Annotated in this window: 17 protein-coding genes; 8 read left to right on the top strand and 9 right to left on the bottom strand. The window is 67.4% G+C overall.

Annotated elements, in window-relative coordinates:
- Positions 1-55: 55 nt before the first annotated feature.
- From R0D99_RS05705 to R0D99_RS05690, 4 genes are all read right to left on the bottom strand, one after another.
- Positions 56-1024 (bottom strand): tripartite tricarboxylate transporter substrate binding protein, encoded by a 969-nt coding sequence (locus R0D99_RS05705; RefSeq protein WP_317750416.1) that lies wholly within the window; start codon positions 1022-1024, stop codon positions 56-58.
- A gap of 52 nt (positions 1025-1076) precedes the next feature.
- A complete protein-coding gene (gudD, locus tag R0D99_RS05700) occupies positions 1077-2402 on the bottom strand; it encodes a glucarate dehydratase (protein ID WP_317750414.1) in 1326 nt (441 codons plus the stop codon).
- A gap of 155 nt (positions 2403-2557) precedes the next feature.
- The gene (locus R0D99_RS05695) at positions 2558-3511 is read right to left on the bottom strand and encodes a tripartite tricarboxylate transporter substrate binding protein (protein ID WP_317750413.1); all 954 of its coding nucleotides are present in this window, start codon (positions 3509-3511) and stop codon (positions 2558-2560) included.
- Between the two features lie 306 nt (positions 3512-3817).
- Positions 3818-4552 carry a FadR/GntR family transcriptional regulator gene (locus R0D99_RS05690; protein WP_416365972.1) on the bottom strand — a complete coding sequence of 245 codons (735 nt, stop codon included), beginning with the start codon at positions 4550-4552 and terminating at the stop codon, positions 3818-3820.
- 67 nt (positions 4553-4619) lie between these two features.
- On the opposite strand from R0D99_RS05690, the gene mdtD reads away from it, so the two are divergent.
- Positions 4620-6053 (top strand): multidrug transporter subunit MdtD, encoded by a 1434-nt coding sequence (gene mdtD / locus R0D99_RS05685; protein ID WP_317750412.1) that lies wholly within the window; start codon positions 4620-4622, stop codon positions 6051-6053.
- Positions 6054-6320: 267 nt separating this feature from the next.
- On the opposite strand, the gene R0D99_RS05680 is transcribed toward mdtD, so the two are convergent.
- From R0D99_RS05680 to R0D99_RS05670, 3 genes are all read right to left on the bottom strand, one after another.
- Positions 6321-6896: an ATP-binding protein gene (locus R0D99_RS05680; protein ID WP_317750411.1), complete on the bottom strand. Its 576-nt coding sequence runs from the start codon at positions 6894-6896 to the stop codon at positions 6321-6323.
- Positions 6897-7099: 203 nt separating this feature from the next.
- Positions 7100-8854, bottom strand: coding sequence for a DUF1566 domain-containing protein (locus R0D99_RS05675; protein ID WP_317750410.1), 1755 nt, complete (start codon positions 8852-8854; stop codon positions 7100-7102).
- A 142-nt stretch (positions 8855-8996) separates the two neighbouring features.
- On the bottom strand, positions 8997-9761 hold the full coding sequence (locus tag R0D99_RS05670; RefSeq protein WP_317750409.1) for a DUF1566 domain-containing protein: 765 nt from the start codon (positions 9759-9761) through the stop codon (positions 8997-8999).
- Positions 9762-10098: 337 nt separating this feature from the next.
- On the opposite strand from R0D99_RS05670, the gene R0D99_RS05665 reads away from it, so the two are divergent.
- The gene (locus R0D99_RS05665; RefSeq protein WP_317750408.1) at positions 10099-11229 is read left to right on the top strand and encodes a helix-turn-helix transcriptional regulator; all 1131 of its coding nucleotides are present in this window, start codon (positions 10099-10101) and stop codon (positions 11227-11229) included.
- 16 nt (positions 11230-11245) lie between these two features.
- Here the strand turns inward: R0D99_RS05665 and R0D99_RS05660 are convergent, their stop codons facing one another.
- Complete coding sequence (locus tag R0D99_RS05660) at positions 11246-11803, bottom strand: HNH endonuclease (protein ID WP_317750406.1); 558 nt, start codon at positions 11801-11803, stop codon at positions 11246-11248.
- A 179-nt stretch (positions 11804-11982) separates the two neighbouring features.
- Between R0D99_RS05660 and R0D99_RS05655 the strand changes: the two genes are divergently transcribed.
- The 5 genes from R0D99_RS05655 to R0D99_RS05635 all read left to right on the top strand — a co-directional run bounded on the left by R0D99_RS05655 (position 11983) and on the right by R0D99_RS05635 (position 17390).
- Positions 11983-13005 carry a bifunctional riboflavin kinase/FAD synthetase gene (locus R0D99_RS05655; protein ID WP_317750405.1) on the top strand — a complete coding sequence of 341 codons (1023 nt, stop codon included), beginning with the start codon at positions 11983-11985 and terminating at the stop codon, positions 13003-13005.
- A gap of 207 nt (positions 13006-13212) precedes the next feature.
- The gene (ileS, locus tag R0D99_RS05650) at positions 13213-16047 is read left to right on the top strand and encodes an isoleucine--tRNA ligase (protein WP_317750404.1); all 2835 of its coding nucleotides are present in this window, start codon (positions 13213-13215) and stop codon (positions 16045-16047) included.
- Between the two features lie 192 nt (positions 16048-16239).
- Positions 16240-16695 (top strand): signal peptidase II, encoded by a 456-nt coding sequence (lspA, locus tag R0D99_RS05645; RefSeq protein WP_317750403.1) that lies wholly within the window; start codon positions 16240-16242, stop codon positions 16693-16695.
- Positions 16696-16755: 60 nt separating this feature from the next.
- Positions 16756-16995, top strand: coding sequence for an AbrB/MazE/SpoVT family DNA-binding domain-containing protein (locus tag R0D99_RS05640; RefSeq protein WP_317750402.1), 240 nt, complete (start codon positions 16756-16758; stop codon positions 16993-16995).
- Positions 16995-17390, top strand: coding sequence for a type II toxin-antitoxin system VapC family toxin (locus tag R0D99_RS05635; protein WP_317750401.1), 396 nt, complete (start codon positions 16995-16997; stop codon positions 17388-17390). The genes R0D99_RS05640 and R0D99_RS05635 overlap by 1 nt, the downstream gene beginning before the upstream one ends.
- A 7-nt stretch (positions 17391-17397) precedes the next feature.
- Here the strand turns inward: R0D99_RS05635 and R0D99_RS05630 are convergent, their stop codons facing one another.
- On the bottom strand, positions 17398-18378 hold the full coding sequence (locus R0D99_RS05630) for a quinone oxidoreductase (protein WP_317750398.1): 981 nt from the start codon (positions 18376-18378) through the stop codon (positions 17398-17400).
- Between the two features lie 218 nt (positions 18379-18596).
- Between R0D99_RS05630 and R0D99_RS05625 the strand changes: the two genes are divergently transcribed.
- Entirely contained in the window at positions 18597-19499 is a 903-nt protein-coding gene (locus R0D99_RS05625) for a DMT family transporter (protein ID WP_317750397.1), read from the top strand.
- Position 19500: the final 1 nt, after the last annotated feature.

Below are 19500 nucleotides of genomic sequence, written 5' to 3'. Positions count from 1 at the left end.
GGGCGGCGGGCACGGTACCCTGCCCCACCAGACGCGTACAGGACGTGGACGCGGCTCAGTCGGCACGCACGCCGGCTTCGCGCACCAGCTTGCCCCAGCGGGCGCGCTCGGTTTCGAAGAACGCGTCCTGCTCCTTGGCGGTCATGGTGACCACTTCGGCGCCCTGGCCGGCCAGCCGGCTGCGCACGTCTTCGGAGCGGATGACGCGGATCAGTTCGGCGTTGAGCTTCTGCACGATGGCTTCGGGCGTGCCGCGCGGCGCCATCACCCCCTGCCAGGTGCCGGATTCGAAGCCTGCGATACCCTGCTCGGCCAGCGTGGGCACGTTGCCCACCAGCGGCATGCGCGTCTTGCGCGACACGCCCAGCAGCTTCAGCTTGCCGCTCTGCACGTGGGGCAAGGTGGCCAGCATGCCGTTCATCAGCACCTGGGTCTGGCCGCCCACCGTGTCCTGAATGGCCTGCACGCCGCCCTTGTAGGGCACGTACTGCCAGCGTGCCTGGGTGGCACGCTCCACCGCAATGCCCGCCAGGTGCGGCGCGCTGCCGGTGGCGGTGACGGCGAAGTTCAGGTCCTTCTGATGCGACAGCGCGACCAGTTCCTTCAGGTTGTTGGCCGGCACCGACGGATGCACCACCAGCAGGTGCGGCGAATACGCCAGCATGGTCACGCCGCGCAAATCCTTCGAGGGGTCGAACGGCAGCCTGGTGTACACCGACGGGCTGATCGACAGCGCCCCGACGTCGCACAGCAGCAGCGTGTAGCCGTCCGGCGCGGCCTTGGCCACCATGTCGGCCCCCAGGTTGCCGTTGGCGCCGGCGCGGTTTTCGACGATGACCGGCTGCTTCAGCGCCACCGACAGCGGCTGGCTGATGGCGCGGGCGATGATGTCCGACGAACCGCCGGGCGGGTACGGCACCACCAGGCGAATCGGCTTGGCAGGCCAGTCAGACTGCGCCATGGCCGCATGGGCGGTGAATGCACAGGCGGCGGCCACAAGGGCCTGGCGGCGATTGAGGGTCATGGTTTCGTCTACCTGATAAAAAAACTTGGGATTCAGTGCCCGACTGGCACGGTCAACGCACCATGCACGGCCGCTTGGGATCGAACTTCCAGCCCGGCAGCAGGAACTGCATCGCCATCGCGTCGTCGCGCGCGCCCAGGCCATGCTGCAGGTACAGCTGGTGCGCCTTCTCCACCTCGGCCATGTCGATCTCGATGCCGAGGCCGGGCCTCTTGGGCACCTGCACGTAGCCGCGCTCGATGCGAAGCGGCTCTTTCGTCAGGCGCTGGCCGTCCTGCCAGATCCAGTGAGTGTCGATGGCCGTGACCTTGCCGGGCGCGGCCGCGCCGACGTGGGTGAACATGGCCAGCGACACGTCGAAGTGGTTGTTGGAATGAGAGCCCCAGGTCAGGCCCCAGTCGCGGCAGGTCTGCGCCACGCGCACGCTGCCGGCCAGGGTCCAGAAATGCGGGTCGGCCAACGGAATGTCGACCGCCTGCAGCGACAGCGCGTGCGCCATCTGCCGCCAGTCGGTGGCGACCATGTTGGTGGCCGTGGGCAGGCCGGTGGCGCGGCGAAACTCGGCCATCACCTCGCGGCCCGAAAAGCCGTCTTCGGCGCCGCACGGGTCTTCGGCGTAGGCGACCACGCCGCGCATCTTCTGGCCCAGGCGAATGGCGTCCTTCAACAGCCAGCCGCCATTCGGATCGAGCGTGACGCGCGCGTCAGGAAAGCGCTCGTGCAGCGCGGTGACGGCTTCGACCTCCTCGTCGCCGCGCAGCACGCCGCCTTTGAGCTTGAAGTCCTGGAAGCCATAGCGCGCCTGCGCCGCCTCGGCCAGGCGCACGATGGCCTCGGGCGTCATGGCCTTTTCGTGGCGCACGCGCAGCCAGTCGTCGGCGGCATCGGGTTCGCTGGCGTAAGGCAGGTCGGTCAGCGTGCGGTCGCCCACGAAGAACAGGTAGCCCAGCATCTGTACGGCGTCGCGCTGCTGGCCCTCGCCCAACAAGGCGGCCACCGGCAGGCCCAGGTGCTGCCCCTGCAGGTCAAGCAGCGCACTTTCGACCGCGGCCACGGCGTGGATGGTGGTGCGCAGGTCGAACGTCTGCAGGCCGCGCCCGCCGCTGTCGCGGTCGGCGAACTGCTCGCGCATCGCGTTCAGGACCGCGTGCATGGCCCCGATGGACTGCCCTTCGACCAGCGGGCGCGCGTCTTCCAGCGTCTGACGGATCTTCTCGCCGCCGGGCACTTCGCCCAGGCCGGTGTGGCCGGCCGTGTCGGTCACGATGACCAGGTTGCGCGTAAAGAACGGCGCGTGCGCGCCCGAGAGGTTGAGCAGCATGCCGTCGCGCCCGGCCACGGGGACGACGCGCATGTGCGATACGGTGGGAGCGCTCATGGGGGCGGTTTCAGTCAGGGTGGCGGCGCACGCTGTTTGCTACATTTAACATAGCTGCCTGCGCTGATGGGACAAGCGCTGACGGCCGATTTATCTTGAAGCCTGGCAGATTGACGCGCTTGCCAGGCGTGGGCCCGCGCGCGGGCCGCGTCAGGTCAGTCGGCCGAGATCTTGCGCTCGCGGATCAGCCTTTGCCAGCGCCCGTATTCAGCAGCCTGGAACTTGCTGAACTCGTCGGGGGTGTTCAGCACCATCTCGAAGCCCAGGTCCAGCAGCTTGGCCTTGGTCGCCGGCTCGTTCAGGATGGCTGCGATCTCCGTCTGCAGCTTCTTCTTCAGATCGGCCGGCATGCCGTGCGGGCCCGCCACGGCCTGCCACGAATACACGTTGGCGTCCTTCACGCCGCCCTCTTCGAGCGTGGGCACGTCGGGCAGCAGCGGCGAACGCCGGGCGCTGGTGATGCTGAGCGGGCGCAGCTTGCCCGCCTTGATCTGCGGCATGGCGGTGTTGATGTTCATGAACGAGGACATCACCTGGTTGCCCAGCAGGTCGGTCATCACCGGGCCGCCGCCCTTGTACGGCACGTGCACGCCGCTGGTGCCGGTCTGCTGCCAGAACAGCTCGGCCGTCAGGTGGTCGCTCGAGCCATTGCCCGACGAGGCGAAGGTCATCTTGCCGGGGTTGGCCTTGAGGTAGGCCATGACGTCGGCCATGGACTTGAGCGGCGACGCGGCGGGCACCACCAGCACGTTGGGCGCCTGCACGGCGACGGTGATCGGGTCCAGGTCCTTCAGCGCGTCGTACTGCGCCTTGATGAGGTGCGGCGCGATCACGAACGGCCCGAGCGACGCGACCAGCAGCGTGTGCCCGTCGGGCGCGCTGCGCGCCACCTGCGCCGTGCCGATGGTGCCGGTGGCGCCGGCCTTGTTGTCGACCACCACGGTGCCGCCGATCTTGTCGCCCAGCCGGGCGGAGATGGTGCGGGCAATCAGGTCCGTCGAGCCGCCGGGCGGAAACGGCACCACCAGCGTGACCGGCTTGGTGGGCCAGGCCAGCGCGGCGCCGGCCGTGGTGGCCAGTGCGACCGCAAAAAGCGCTTTCTTGAACATCGCTTGTCTCCTTGCAGAACGGGATGAGGGGGCAGGTTACTGCGGACCCAGCTTCTGGATGGACGCCCGGGATGGCGCGACCGCTCCTGGCTTCAGATCGGACGGCACCGGTGTCCATCCGCTGGGCGCCCGCTCAGGAGCATCCAGGCAGCCGAGGAAAAGTCGCCGACGATCAGCGCACGTCCATCTCACCAAACAAATACGACATCGTATGACTTGGCGGATTCGCCCTCAACGGTATTTACCCGATGGCTTTTGAACCGGTGCGACGAATTGGTCGGGGTTTGGGCAAGCAACGCGCCGGCGTCAGCTGGCCGGCACCAGCATGCGCTGCCGCCGCTCGCGGCTGTTGCCCAGGTGCGTGCGCATGGCCGCGCGGGCGGCGTCGGGGTCTTGCCGCTCGATGGCGACCAGGATCGCGCGGTGCTCGGCGTGCACCTGGCGCAGGTAGTCCAGCCGCTGCGCCGACGCGGGCGCGCCCTCGCCTTCCAGCCGCGCGCGCGGAATCATCATGCCGCCCAGCGTGTTCATCAGGTCGGTAAAGCGCGCGTTCTGCGTGGCGCGGGCAATTTCCAGGTGAAACTGGAAGTCCGGCCCGACGGCGTCGCGCCCCGCCTCCACCGCCGCCTCGAACGACGCCGACGCCGCTGCCATGGCGGCCAGGTTCTCGGCCGTGCGCCGCTGCGCCGCCAGGCTGGCCGATTCGGTTTCGACCGCGATGCGCAGCTCAAGCACGGCAATCACGTCCTGCAGCGTGCCCAGCTGGCCGGCCGACACGCGGAACGCGCTGGCGTCGCCCAGGCCCACCACAAAGCTGCCGATGCCGTGGCGCGTCTCGACCATGCCAGCCGCCTGCAGGCGCGAAATGGCCTCGCGCACCACGGTGCGGCTGACGCCGAACTCGGTCATCAAGTCGGCCTCGCGCGGCAGCTTGGCGCCTGCGGCCAGCGTGCCGTCGCGGATGCGGTCGGCCAGCAGCCGCTCGGTGGCGGCCGACAGCGACCGGGCGCGCTGCAGGGCGGGGGCGGGTTCGGGGTGCACGGGGGCATCATACTGTTTATTGTTACGATGTCGTAGCACTGGCGCCGATGCGACGACACCCCGACCCATGACCCCGCCTTCGTCCGCCAGCCCGCGTTACACGTCGCCCCGCGCGCTGCTGTGGCTGGTCGCCATCGGCTTTTTCATGCAGACGCTGGACTCGACCATCGTCAACACCGCCCTGCCCTCGATGGCGCGCAGCCTGGGCGAAAGCCCGCTGCGCATGCAGGCGGTGGTGGTGGCCTACGCGCTGACGATGGCGGTGGTCATTCCGGCCAGCGGCTGGCTGGCCGACCGCTTTGGCACCCAGCGCATCTTTCTGCTGGCCATCGTGCTGTTCACGCTGGGCTCGGCGGCGTGCGCGGCGTCGGGCAGCCTGGGGCAGCTGATCGCCGCGCGCGTGCTGCAGGGCATGGGCGGCGCCATGCTGCTGCCCGTGGGGCGGCTGACGGTGCTGCGCCACTTCCCCAACGAACAGTTCCTGGCGGCGATGAGCTTTGTCGCCATCCCCGGCCTGGTTGGCCCGTTGATCGGCCCCACGCTGGGCGGCTGGCTGGTGGAAGTGGCCTCATGGCACTGGATCTTTCTCATCAACCTGCCGGTCGGCCTGGTGGGCGCGCTGGCCACGCTGCGCCTGATGCCCAACCTGCGCACGCCCGACGTCGGCCGCTTCGACCTGGGCGGCTATGCGCTGCTGGCGGTGGCGATGGTGGCCATTTCGCTGTCCCTTGACGGCATGGGCGGCCTGGGTTGGGCACGCACGCTGGTGGTGCTGCTGATGGTGGTCGGCCTGGCCGCGCTGGCGGCGTACTGGCTGCACGCGCTGAAAAGCCCGGCGCCGCTGTTTTCGCCGGCGCTGTTTGGCATCCACAGCTACCGCGTGGGCGTGCTGGGCAACCTGTTCGCGCGCATCGGCTCGGGCGCCATGCCCTACATGCTGCCGCTGCTGATGCAGCTGGTGATGGGCTTTTCGCCCGCGCAGGCCGGCATGCTGATGCTGCCGGTGGCCATGGCCAGCATGGCCACCAAGCGCCTGGTCACCCGCATCATCACGCGCTGGGGCTATCGGCGCGTGCTGGTCACCAACACGCTGCTGCTGGGCGCCATGATCGCCGGCTTTGCGCTGATGACGCCCAGCCAGCCCCTGCCGCTGCGCATCGTGCAGCTGGCGCTGTTTGGCGCCGTCAACTCGATGCAGTTCACGGCCATGAACGCGGTGACGCTGAAAGACCTGGCGCCCGCGCGCGCGGCCAGCGGCAACAGCCTGTTCTCGATGGTGCAGATGCTGGGCATGAGCCTGGGCGTGACCTGCGCGGCCGCGCTGCTGCACGCCTTCACCGCCTGGCTGCACACCGGCGCCGGGGCCGAGGCGCTGCCGGCGTTTCGTGCCGCGCTGGTGCTGATCGGCGCCATGACCATGGCGTCGGCGGCCATCTTCTGGCAGCTGGATCGCGGCGGGCCCATCAAGGCGGCGGGGGCGGCCGCGGTGGACGAGCATTGACCCGCGCCAGGCGGGCAGGTCGCGGCAGCACTACGTTATTGATAGCTGTCGGCGCTTTAGGGACAAGCGCTGGCGGCCCATTTTGTCCTCAAAGGTAGCCCACAAATCCCGTCATTCCCGCGCAGAGCCTGCCCTCGCGAAGGCGGGGGCGGAAATCCATGCCTCCCTCCACCAGGGGCCGTGCAACATCCTGGATTCCCGCCTACGCGGGAATGACGTCCGTGGCCGCAGCGCCCAGAACCTGGCGGCCGATGTCCAACCCGCCGATCAACCCAGCGCCGCCATCAGCGCATCAAACACCGGCCCCGGCGCGCCGCTGTTGTCGACCATCCGCAGCTCCGGATAGTCCTCGGCGCGCGGCATGAACAGGCGCGTGCGGTAGTCATCCCAGTGCGCCAGCTTCCACGCGTCGTTGGGGTTGCCGCGCGCGGCAATGCGCTGCTGCGCCTGCTGCTCCTGCAGGTACACCCACACGATGTCGACCCGCACGTCGTCGCCCACGCCCAGCCAGGCGCGGTCGGCCAGGCGGTGGTCGCGCACCTCGCGCGACAGCGGGCCGACCACGATGCAACTCACGCCCAGCGCCAGGTTTTCACGCGCGGTCTTCAGCAGGCCGTCGTATTCAGGGTGTCGCAGATGCTGCAGAAACAGCGGGCTGTCGCGGTCGTTCGGGTCGCCCGTCAGTACGCCCATCACCGCCGAGCTGTAGTCGCCGTACAGCGTGTCCTTGTCCAGCAGGCAGAACGATTCGCCGCTGGCAGCGTGCAGCACCGGCAGCGCGCGCTTGGCCAGCGTGGTCTTGCCGGTGCCGGCGTGGCCGCAGAAGAAGATGAGGCGGGGCATGGCCCGAGTATGCCCGCCGCCTGCGTCGTCGGGTGGCCTGTCTGAGCGTGCAGACGATGGCAATGCGCCGCTTCAGGCTCGTCGCCAACCCAGCGGCTGTGGCCAGCTTCAATCATGCAGCCAAAGCGACTGCCTTGCGGCACTGCGCCGATTCAATAAGCACCCCGCGCCTGACGTACAGGCGCTGGGGGCACTCTTGACGCTCACTGCAGCTTGCGCCGACCCAGCCCGCCGACGCCCAGCCCGGCCAGCACCAGGCCGAGTGCCATCAGCGTCCATTCGCCCAGCGTGGGCACCGGCGTGACAGCGCTGGCCACGGTTTCCAGCGGGCCATTCGGATCGACGATGCTGCCGTTCACCGCCCAGTCGTCATCGCCCAGTTGCCCGTCGGCCACGGTAAAGGTGGCGGTATGGCCGCTTACGGCAAGCGCGGTGGGGGCAAAGTAGCTGCTGGCGGCAGCGCCGCTGCTAGCCTTGCCGTACTTGGTGTAGCCGCGCACGGGCTTGGGCCAGGTCACGCTCATGGTCACCGGCGTGGTGTCGCAGCCGATCAGCTTGAACTTGAACATGCCCTGCGGCAGCGTCTGGCCCGGCGGTGGTGGCGCCGGGGCGGCAATGAAGGCGGTGTTGGCCACATCAAACCGGCAGGTGTTGCCGCCGCCGGTAAAGCTGGCGCTGGCAGGGCCGGGCGTGCCACCCGCCGGCGGCACGGTGGTGCCGCTGAAGGTGGTGATGGCGGTGTAGCTGGCCGTGACCGCGCAGGCCGCGGTGACCGGGCCGGTGGTGTAGGACGCGCCGCTACCTGCCGTGCCACCGCAGCCTGAAACCTCGCTCAGGGTGAAGCCGGCGTTGGTGGTGACGGTGCATGTCGCCGTCTGGCCGTGCGTGACTGGACTACTCGGGCACGTCACCGTGCCGCCGACCGGCGGGCTGGCAGTGCCGGTGACGGCGTAGCGGATCGGCTGGTAGCTCACGGTGACGGTGCAGTTGGCGCTGATGGGGCCACTGGTGAAGCTGTTCACCCCGGCACCGGTGGCGGTGCCATTGCAGCCGCTGATGCTTGTGGTCTGCCAGCCGATGTCGGGGGTAGCGGTGCAGGTGGTCGTCCTGCCGCTGGCGACCGTCGCGGGGCTGCAGCTGAGCGTGCCGCCGCTGCCGGCGCCGGGGGCGCTGGCGGTCACGGTGTAGGCGTTGACGCAGCTCACGTTCACGTTGGTGACGTTGGCCGCGCCCATGCTGCCGCTGGCGTTGCTCACCGTGCACTGCTGCGCCGGGCTGCTGGGCTGCGTCTGCACGCTGACGGCATACGCCGTATTCGGCGCCAGCCCGGTGGCAAAGGCATAGGCGCCATTGGCGCTGATGGCCGCGGTCTGCGTGCCCAATTTCAGCACCAGCCCGCTGCCGGTCAGGCCGCTGACTGCGCCGCCCACGGTGTACACGGGGTTCAAAAGGTCAAATGACTGTCCGCTGCGCACCAGGCGAACACGGAAGGGAACGCTCTGGTAGGTGGCGTTGGCGTCGCCGTAGTTGAAGTCGACGACCCACGCGAAGGCGGTGTTGGGCGTGTGGACCGTGGAAGACCAGAACGAGGCCGCCGGCGTGTTGGGAAACGCTGTGCCGTCAATGCTTGGACTCGCGGCCTCGAGCTTGACCAGCGATTCCAGCTCTTTCACGCTGGGCAGCCGCCAGTCGTTGAGGGATTTGTAATTGGCGGCGTTGGCCATGGCGGCCGCCTTCAGGGCGCTTTGCCAAGTGTAGAAGTGGAAGGCCGTGCCGGTGGCGCACCCGGCGCCGCTCAGCCCATAGGTGCACTGGTCCCAGATGAGGCCGGTGGCGCTGTCGGTCACGGTGCCATCGCTGTTGACGGTAAAAGCCGCCTGCGCGGCGGCGCCCATCCACAGCGCACAGAAGGTCAGCACGGCCGCAGCCCGGAATTGGGTAAAGAGATTGAAGTTCATAAGACCGCCACTCAAAGAGGTTGAACCGATCGAAAAAATGGGGATGAGCTCACCGGCCTCGCTGCAGATCCATCGCCGTCTTGAACAGAGGCAGTTGCCGGTAGCCAGACATCGCGCACTTCTTGCGGGTCAAAAAGTCAAATCACTGTCCGCTTCGCACAAGGCGAACCCGGTAGGGGTTGGACTTGTTGTCGGCGAAGGTGCCGCCACCGCCGAAGTCAACGAACCACGCGCGGGCGGTGCCGGGCGTAACGACGTCGGTGGTCCAATACCAGTTGCTGACCGTACCGGGAAAGTAATTGCCATCGATGGCCGGGCTTTGGGCGCCGTAATGCACGATGGACAGCAGCTCGCGCCGCGTGGGCAGGCGCCAGCCGGTCTTGAAGCCGCATCGGTTGGCGCTGTTGTGGCCGGCGTTGGGGTACGTGATGGCGGCGGCGGTCGTCCAGGTGGCGCTTTGCGTTTGCAGCGACCAGACAAGGCCGGTAACGTTGTCGCGCGTGCAGGCCCAGTCGGTGGCGGCGGTGGCGCCGGCTGTGCCGGTGCCGTTGGCCACCAGTGCGCCGGTGCAGCTGGCCGTACCTTCCGCGGCGCCGTTCCAGCAGATGCGGGTGAAGTCAAAGCCGGCCGCGCCGCCGCCCACCTTGGTGAGCGCGTTGGCCGTGGCCTGCGCATCGCGGCCAAAACGGCCGTCCTGGCGCGGGTAAGCGGCCGCGTCGCCGGTGTTGGCGGTGGTGCAGGCGACGCGGTTGCTGCCGTCAAAGCACAGCGACTGGCCGGTGTCGTTCAGCGGTGCGGTCTGGGCGGCGGCGGTGCCAGCCGCCAGCGCCAGCGCGCCCAGCCAGCGGCACAAGCGCGTAGAGGAGCGGGCGTGCCAGCGATGGCCCGGGGCGGTTGGTACTGTCATGGCGTGCGATCTCCATCGGCCAGGAGGGGGTTGCAGGACTCCACGAAGCGCGTGGGTCGCGCGCTTTATGGACATTTCCATACCGATGATGTCCACGCCAAGCACATTCCGGTACCCCGCCTGGGAGGGGGGTTTGGCGTTTTTTGCCACATGGAGGGTAGGGGCAATCACACGCGCCAGACCGGTTCGTACCTTTTTTGGGTTCTTTTAAGTATTAACCTATGACATACCATGTGGATGGACGGGCGGGTAAGGCCGGCCCATTGATCGAAAGGGGTGTGATATGCGTCGAGCGTCGGGCGCCACGGATGGGCATGCGCCGGGGGCCCATCAAGCGATGGATGCCTTGCTGCGGCCCTCAGCCTGGCTGGCGCACCTGCAATTGCTGGCCACGCTGCCCTATTCGGTCGATGTGCTGATGCCTTCGGTGCTGTACACACTGCGGCAGGGCTTGCGGGCCGACTACGGCACCTTCACGCCGCTGGCGCCGCGCACGCTTCGTTCGGGCGCCATCTTCGCGGAACGCTTTTCGCCGGATGTGATGGGCTGGCTGTGCGCGGCGCGCGAGACGGCGCAGGCGTTGCATTCGGTCGAGGCCATGGTGCGCACCGACGGCGAATCGCGCCGCGCGCTGTGCCTAAAGCCCGGCTATGAAGACAACCCGCTGTACCGCCACATCCTGCAGCCGCTGGGCACGCGCTGGAGCATGGTAGCGCCCCTGCTGGACGCGACGGGCCAGGCCTGCGGACTGCTGTACCTGCACCGGGGTGCCGCGCACGGGCCCTTCAGCGACGCCGAGCAGCGGCTGCTGCGGCGCGCGCGCGACGTGCTGCAGCCGTTGGCAGGTCGTCGGCAGCCGGCGGCGGAAGACGACGATGGCATTGCGCGCGTGGGCCTGCGGCGGGCCAGCGTGGTGGTTGACGGGCGCGGCCGCTTCATCGGCATGGGTGATGGGGCGCGCGAGATGCTGTACCGCTGCGCCGCGCCGGAACCGGGGGCGACGGCATGGCTGGCGCCTGACGTGGATGCGTTGCCCGCGCAGGTGATGGACGACCTGCTGGATGCGCTGCGGGCAGCGCCCCAGCGCGCACCCGCACCACACGCTGCGCCGCGCCGGCTGCGCGGCCAGGCGGGTGAGTACGAATTCCGCCTCGAACTGCTGGGCGCCCCCGTGCACAGCACAGACCCGACGGCCGTGGTGCATCTGCGCCACCTGGAGCCAGCCGACATCACGCTGGCGCGGCGGCTGCCGCACTGGAAACTGTCGCCGCAGGAACGGCGCCTGCTGGTCAATTCACTGCGGCATCCGCACCCGCACGCGCTGGCCGAGCGCCTGGGCGTGTCGCTGCACACGCTCAAGAGTTATTCAAAAGAGATGATTCGCCGCCACGGCTTTGCGTCGCGCCACGACATGGCCAATGCCGTGCTGCAGCGGGCGGCGCCGGACGACGGCTTGACGGCGTGCTGACTCGCCGCCCAAGCTGCTACGCGTGCAGCCGCGACGTCTTGGGCAAGTGCGCCATCAGAAACTCCATCTGGTCCGCCAGGATGCGGCGGTTGCGCAGGATGAAGTCTTCCCACAGGCTGGGCACGTAAGGCGTGTACAGCAGCGGCATGCGCGCCTGTTCGGGGGTGCGGTTGCTCTTGCGGTGGTTGCAGCTGCGACAGGCGGTGACGACGTTCATCCACGTGTCGCGGCCCTTCTGCGCCTGCGGGATGATGTGTTCGCGCGTCAGGTCGGTTTCGTGGAAATGGTCGCCGCAATAGGCGCACACGTTGCGGTCGCGCGCAAACAGCTTGCTGTTGGTGAGGCTGGGGCGCAGGTCGAACGGGTTGATGCCCGGCACCCCGCGCGTGCCGATGATGCTGTTGATGGTGATGACCGACTGCTCACCCGTGATGGCGTTGTGGCCGCCCCGAAACACCGCCACCTGCTGGCCCACTTCCCAGCGCACTTCTTCCGCGGCGTAGTGAATCACCGCCTGTTCGAGCGTGATCCACGATTGCGGCAACCCCTGTGCCGACAGCTTGAGCACCTTCACAAAACGCCCCCTTTGACCGGAAACCATCGTGTGTGGCCGGCATTGCCAGTGCGGCCGCTCCGCGCCCTTGCCAAGGAGACGCGCAAGCCCAATATACTCGGTTTTCATGACATTTCCGCGTCCTGGCGCTTGACTGGCTTGCGCAACGCGCTATCAAAACCATATTGACCGAGCGACGCATGAAGATCTTTCGCGGCCTGCGCCACCCTGGCATCGCCCCCGGCTGCGCCCTGACCATCGGTAATTTCGACGGCGTGCACCGCGGCCACCAGGCCATGCTGGCGCTGCTGCGCAGCGAAGCCGCGCACCGGGGCGTACCCAGTTGCGTGATGACCTTCGAGCCGCACCCGCGCGACTACTTTGCCGCCGTTTTAAATAAGCCCGACCTGGCGCCGGCGCGCATCGTCACCCTGCGCGACAAGCTGACCGAGCTGGCGCGCTGCGGGGTCGACCAGGCCGTGGTGTTGCCCTTCAACGCCGCGCTGGCCAGCCAGCCGCCGCAGGCCTTCATTGACGACGTGCTGGTCAAGGGGCTGGGCGTGCGTTATGTGCTGGTGGGCGACGACTTCCGCTTTGGCGCCCAGCGCGCGGGCGACTACGCCATGCTGGACGCCTCCGGCGTGGCGCAGGGCTTTGACGTGGCGCGCATGCAGTCGTACGAGGTGCACGGGCTGCGCGTGTCGTCCACGGCTGTGCGCGCCGCGCTGGCCGAAGGGCGCATGCGCGATGCGGCGGCGCTGCTGGGGCGGCCGTATTCGATCAGCGGCCACGTGGTGCACGGCCGCAAGCTGGGCCGCGCGCTGGCCGAAAGCACACCGGGCAAGGCGGACGGCTTTCGCACGCTCAACCTGCGCTTTTCGCGCCGCGCCCATGCCTGGAAGCCGGCCGCGAGCGGCATCTTCGTGGTCGAGGTGCACGGGCTGACCGACCGACCGCTGCCCGGCGTGGCCAACCTCGGCGTGCGGCCGTCGCTGGACCCGAACGATGTCAACGGCGGCCGGGTGCTGCTGGAGACCCACGTGCTCGACTGGCCGGCGCACCTGGGAAGCGAGGGGGCCTACGGTAAAATCATCCGCGTGGATCTGCTGCACAAACTGCACGACGAATTGCGCTATCACAGCCTGGCGGCGCTGACCGAAGGCATCGCGCGCGACTGCGCCGACGCGCGCGCCTGGCTGGCTGCGCGACACGGGCGAATTTGAAGGGGCGGCGGGCGCGCCCTTTCGCCCGCCAACGGCCCCAACTTCTTTTTTCATAGCGGCTTGCGCTTGTTCCATACGGACGAGAAGCTGCTTTCCCAAAGAACCCGCCATTCAACCGCCGAACGCAATAGACGCAAAACCGATTTTTTTCTGCGTTCTTTGCGAAACCTCCGCGCCCTTTGCGTTCAAGAAAAACGCGTCCACCCCATGAGCACCGACAACAAGACCGACTACCGCAAGACCCTGAACCTGCCCGACACGCCCTTCCCCATGCGCGGCGACCTGCCCAAGCGCGAGCCGGGCTGGATCAAGGAATGGGACGACACGGGCCTGTACAAGCGCCTGCGTGCGGCCCGCGCCGGGCGCGAAAAATTCATCCTGCACGACGGCCCGCCCTATGCCAACGGCCAGCTGCACGCCGGCCACGCGGTCAACAAGATCCTGAAGGACATGATCGTCAAGACGCGGCAATTGAAGGGCATGGACGCGCACTACGTGCCCGGCTGGGACTGCCACGGCCTGCCGATCGAGAACCAGATCGAAAAGCTGCACGGCCGCAACCTGAGCCGCGACGAGATGCAGGCCAAGGGCCGCGCCTACGCCACCGAGCAGATCGGCCTGCAGATGCAGGACTTCAAGCGCCTGGGCGTGCTGGGCGAATGGGACAACCCCTACAAGACGATGAACTTCGCCAACGAGGCGGGTGAACTGCGGCTGTTCAAGCGGCTGATCGAGCGCGGCTTTGTGTATCGCGGCCTCAAGCCCGTGTACTGGTGCTTCGACTGCGGATCGGCCCTGGCCGAGGCCGAGATCGAGTACCAGGACAAGAAGAGCAACACGGTGGATGTGGCGTTTGAAGCCGCCGAGCCCGACAAGCTGGCCGCCGCGTTCGGCCTGCCGAAGCTCGACAAGCCCGCCTTCATCGTCATCTGGACGACGACCGCGTGGACCATCCCCGCCAACCAGGCGCTCAACGTCGGCCCGCACATCGAGCACGCGCTGGTCGACACGCCCAAGGGCCTGCTCGTGCTGGCCAAGGCGCGGGTCGAGGACGCGCTGAAGCGCTATGGAATCGATGGCACCGTCATCGCGACAGCGATGGGTGACAAGCTGGGCGGCCTGAACTTCAAGCACCCGCTGTACGACGTCGACAAGGGCTACCAGCGCCTGTCGCCCGTCTACCTGGCCGACTACGCCACCGACACCGATGGCACCGGTATCGTGCACTCGGCGCCCGCCTACGGTATTGAAGACTTCAACTCGTGCGTGGCGCACGGTCTGGCGCACGCCGACATCCTGAACCCGGTGCAGGGCAAAGGCAGCTACGCGGCCGACTTTCCGCTGTTTGGCGGGCTGGACATCTGGAAGGCCGTGCCCGTGATCATCCAGGCGCTGGATGATGCCGGCCGGCTGCTGGCCACCAGCACCATCACGCACAGCTACCCGCACTGCTGGCGCCACAAGTCGCCGGTGATCTACCGCGCCGCGTCGCAATGGTTCGTGCGCATGGACGAAGGCGAAGGCGTGTTCACCAAGGACAAGGCGCCCGAAACCCTGCGCACGACTGCGCTGCGCGCTATCGAAAACACAGCGTTTTATCCGCCCAGCGGCAAGGCGCGCCTGCGCGACATGATCGCCGGCCGCCCCGACTGGGTCATCAGCCGACAGCGCGCCTGGGGCGTGCCGATTGCCTTCTTCCTGCACAAGGAAACGGACGAGCTGCACCCGCGCACCATGGAGATTCTCGACCAGGCGGCCGACATCATCGAACGCGGCGGCATCGAGGCCTGGAGCCGCGTGACGGCGGAAGCAATCCTGGGCGACGAAGACGCGCGCCACTACCGCAAGTTCAACGACATCCTCGAAGTGTGGTTCGACTCCGGCTCCACCTTCGAGCACGTGCTGTGCGGCACGCACCCGAACGAGCACCACACGAGCGGGCCGGAAGCAGATATGTATTTAGAGGGCCACGACCAGCATCGCGGCTGGTTCCACTCATCGCTCTTGTTGGCCAGCGCCATCCGTGGCCGCGCGCCCTACCGCAGCCTGCTCACGCACGGCTTCACGGTGGATGCACAGGGCCGCAAGATGAGCAAGTCGCTCGGCAACGGCATCGACTTGCAAGAAGCCAACAAGAAGTGGGGCGCCGAAATCCTGCGCCTGTGGGTGGCCGCCAGCGACTATTCGGGCGACATCGCGGGCGACGACAAGATCATGGCGCGCGTCATCGACGCCTACCGCCGCATTCGCAACACGCTGCGCTTTCTGCTGGCCAACACCAGCGACTTCGACCCGGCCAAGGATGCTGTGGCCGACGCCGACCTGCTGGAAATCGACCGCTGGATGCTGTCGCGCGCCGCCGAGTTTCAGGCCGATGTGCTGGCGCATTACGAGGTGTACGAGTTCCACCCCGTGGTCGCCAAGCTGCAGCTGTTCTGCTCGGAGGATCTGGGCGGCTTCTACCTGGACGTGCTGAAGGATCGGCTGTACACCACGGCGCTCCATTCGCTGGCGCGGCGCAGTGCGCAGACGGCGCTGTGGCGGCTCACGCAGGCGCTGCTGCGCTGGATGGCGCCGTTCCTCAGCTTCACCGCAGAAGAGGCGTGGAAGCTGGTGGGCCAAGGCGACTCGATCTTTCTGGAAGAGTTCTCCGAATTCGCCGCGCCCGACGCCGCGCTGCTGCAGAAGTGGGAACGCATCCGCGAAATCCGCGATGTGGTCAACAAGGACATCGAGGCTTTGCGCGAAAAAGGCGAAGTCGGCTCGTCACTGCAGTCCAACGTGGTCCTCACCGCGCCACCGGCCGACCATGAGCTGCTGGCCAGCTTGGGGGATGACATGAAGTTCGTCTTCATCACATCTGCTATCGAATTGAAAGCAGGTCACGCCCTATCCGTCAGCGCCAGCGCCTCTAAAGACGTGAAATGCGAGCGCTGCTGGCACTACACCGACGACATTGGCCAGAACGCGGAACATCCCACGATCTGCGGCCGCTGCATCAGCAACCTGTATGGCGCGGGCGAGACGCGCCACGTGGCGTGATCGGGCCAATTTCGTCATTCCCGCGCAGGCGGGAATCCATGCGTTCTGCGCGCGCTGCCCTGGATTCCCGCCTGCGCGGGAATGACGGAATTTTGCGCTCCATCGCACGTTAGACACGGACACGAATCTTCATGGCTCGAAGCAATTCCAAGGCCCCCCCACCTGACCCTTTGGCTCGCACTGGCCGCGCTGGTGGTGGTGCTGGACCAGTTCACCAAGCAGCTGATCCTGGGCAACTACCAGCTGGGTGACAGCACTTATGTGACGAGTTTCTTCAACGTCGTGCGCGCCCACAACACGGGCGCGGCGTTCTCTTTCCTGGACGGCGCGGGCGGCTGGCAGCGCTGGTTCTTCGTCGCGCTGGCCACGGCGGCGTCGCTGTTCATCGTCTGGCTGCTGCGCTCGCATCCGGGGCAGAAGCTGTTTGCCTTCTCACTCAGCATGATCCTCGGCGGCGCGGTCGGCAACGTGATCGACCGGCTGCTGCACGGCTACGTGGTCGACTTTCTCGACTTTCACTGGGCGTTCTTGAGCCCGATGTTCTATCGCGGGCACTTCCCGGCCTTCAACGTGGCCGATGCGGCCATCACGGCGGGGGCCATCGGGTTGATTCTGGATGAGCTGCTGCGGGTTCGGCGCGGGCGTTGAGCTTGCGATTCACGGCAAAAAGTATTACCCTTTGGATTTTGGTAATACAGTCGGCGTGAAATGAACACCACCACCATCACCATCAAAGGCCAGGTCACTGTGCCCAAGCACATCCGGGAAGCGCTGGGCTTGATGCCGGGAATGCAGGTCGGATTCACCCTCAACGACGCAGGTGACGTGGTGCTGCGTGCGCCCACCCGCCAGCCAGACGTCTCCACGGACCGCTTCGAAGCCGCGCGCGGCAGGGCCGACGTCAAATGGCGCACCCAGGACCTGATGAAACTGCTGCGCGCTGACTGATGCTGGTCGACACCAACGTCCTGGTCGATGTGCTGCAGGACGACCCCGACTGGGCTGACTGGTCCATCGCTCAGTTGCGTGCCCAGTCGCGCGTTCACCGATTGGTGATCAACCCGGTCATTTATGCCGAGTTGTCGCTGACCTTTTCGACGGCCGAGGCACTGGATGACACGCTGCACGACCTGCAATTGCCACTGATCGACATACCGAAGCCAGCGCTGTTCCTGGCAGGCAAGGCGTTTGCACAGTACCGCCACAGGGGAGGCACCAAGGGCAACGTCTTGGCAGATTTTTTCATCGGCGCGCATGCCGCGGTCGCCGGCTGGCCCATCCTGACGCGGGACGGAAGCCGTTATCGCAGCTACTTTCCGACCGTCACCTTGGTCTTGCCGTAGGCGAGGGTCACAGCGTCAACACCGTCGACCCCGTCGTCTGCCGCGCCTCCAGCGCCCTGTGCGCCGCTTGCACCTCGGCCAGCGGAAAACGCTGGTCGATGTGGATCTTGACCTGGCCGCTTTGCACGACGGCGAACAACTCGTCCGCCATGGCCTGGCAGCTTTCGCGCGTGGCGATGTGCGTGAACAGCGTGGCGCGAGTGACGTACAGGCACTTGGGCGCGAGGATGGCGGGGGCGAAGGGCGGCACGGGGCCGGACGCGTTGCCGAAGCTGGCCATCAGTCCGAAGGGGCGCAGGCACTGCAGCGAGCCTTCCCAGGTGTCCTTGCCGACCGAGTCGTAGACGACCTTCACGCCCCGGCCGCCGGTGATGTCCTTCACGCGGTCGGCGAAGTTTTCTGCTCTGTAGTTGATAGCGTGCGCCGCACCATTGGCGAGCGCCAGCGCACATTTTTCTTCTGAACCCGCGGTGGCGATCAGCTGGTAGCCCAGCGCCTTGGCCCACTGGCAGGCAATCAGGCCGACGCCGCCGGCCGCGGCGTGCCACAGCACGTGGTCGCCGGGCTGCAGGCCTTCGACGGGCAGCGTCTTGCGCAGCAGGTATTGCACCGTCAGACCCTTCAGCATCATGGCGGCGCCGGTCTCGAAGGCGATGTCGTCGGGCAGCTTGCACACGGCCAGCGCGGGCATGACGCGTGCTTCGCTGTAGCTGCCGGGCGGGTTGCTGGCGTAGGCCGCGCGGTCGCCCGCCTTCAGGTGCGTCACGCCCTCGCCCACGGCTTCGACAATGCCGGCGCCCTCCATGCCCAGCGTCAGCGGCATGGGCAGGCTGTAGAGGCCGGTGCGCTGGTAGACGTCGATGTAGTTCAGGCCGATGGCCTTGTGGCGGATGCGGATCTGGCCGGGGCCGGGCTCGCCCACGGGCACATCGACCAGTTGCATTTCTTCGGGCCCGCCCGCGCGGGTGATTTGAACGGCCAGGGGCATCGCGAATTTCCTCATGTTGTGTCAGTCCGCGATGGTGCCACGAAGCGCCATCGGCACGCAGCGTACATCGGCTTTGCGCCGCGCATGACAGGGCGATTCACGAAGCGGGAACTATAAAATTCATAGCTACTTGATCAATGTGCGCAGGCGCTCAGGGCCGATTTGATTCATAAAACGGGCCCGCTGCGCATGCCGCCATCCGCTACAGTGCGGCCTTCATGACCAGCGCCCGACTCACGCCCGCCACCGCTGCACTGCTGACGCTGCCGCCCCTGCTGTGGGCGGGCAACGCGGTGGTCGGTCGGATGGTGGCCGATCTGGTGCCGCCGGTGACGCTGAACTTTTTGCGCTGGGTGTTGGCCTTTGCCATCTTGCTGCCACTGGGCGGCTGGGTGCTGCGGCCGGGCAGCGGGCTGATGCGCCACTGGCGGCGCTTTGCGTTGCTGGGCCTGCTGGGCGTGGGGCTGTACAACGCGCTGCAGTACCTTGCGCTGCACACTTCGACGGCGCTGAACGTGACGCTGGTGGGCTCCAGCATGCCGTTGTGGATGATGGGGCTGGGCCGGCTGTTCTTTGGGGCCTCAGTCACGCGGGCGCAACTTCTGGGTGCGCTGCTGTCGATGGTGGGCGTGGCCGTGGTGCTGTCGCGCGGCGACTGGGCGCAGCTGGCGCGGCTCAGGCTGGTTCCCGGCGATGTGTACATGCTGCTGGCCACCATCGGGTGGGCGTGGTATTCATGGTTGCTGGCGCAGCGCGCCGAGCCCGACCGCCTGCGCGCCGACTGGGCGGGCTTTTTGCTGGCGCAGGTCGTGTTCGGCCTGGGCTGGTCGGCCCTGATGACGGCTGGCGAGTGGGCGTTGACCGACGCGCGCATCCAGTGGGGCTGGCCGCTGGCGGCGGCGCTGCTGTTCGTGGCGGTGGGGCCGGCGGTGCTGGCCTATCGCTGCTGGGGCCTGGGCGTGCAGCGCGCGGGGCCGACGGTGGCGGGCTTTTTCGGCAACCTGACGCCGCTGTTCGCCGCCGTGATGTCGACATTGTTCCTGGGCGAGGCGCCGCGCCTGTACCACGCGCTGGCGTTTGCACTGATCGTGGCGGGCATTCTGGTGTCTGCCCGCCGTTGAA

Origin of the sequence: Ottowia sp. SB7-C50 (assembly GCF_033110285.1) — a bacterium.
Classification (GTDB): domain Bacteria; phylum Pseudomonadota; class Gammaproteobacteria; order Burkholderiales; family Burkholderiaceae_C; genus Ottowia.
This window is presented reverse-complemented; position numbering and strand designations above follow the sequence as displayed.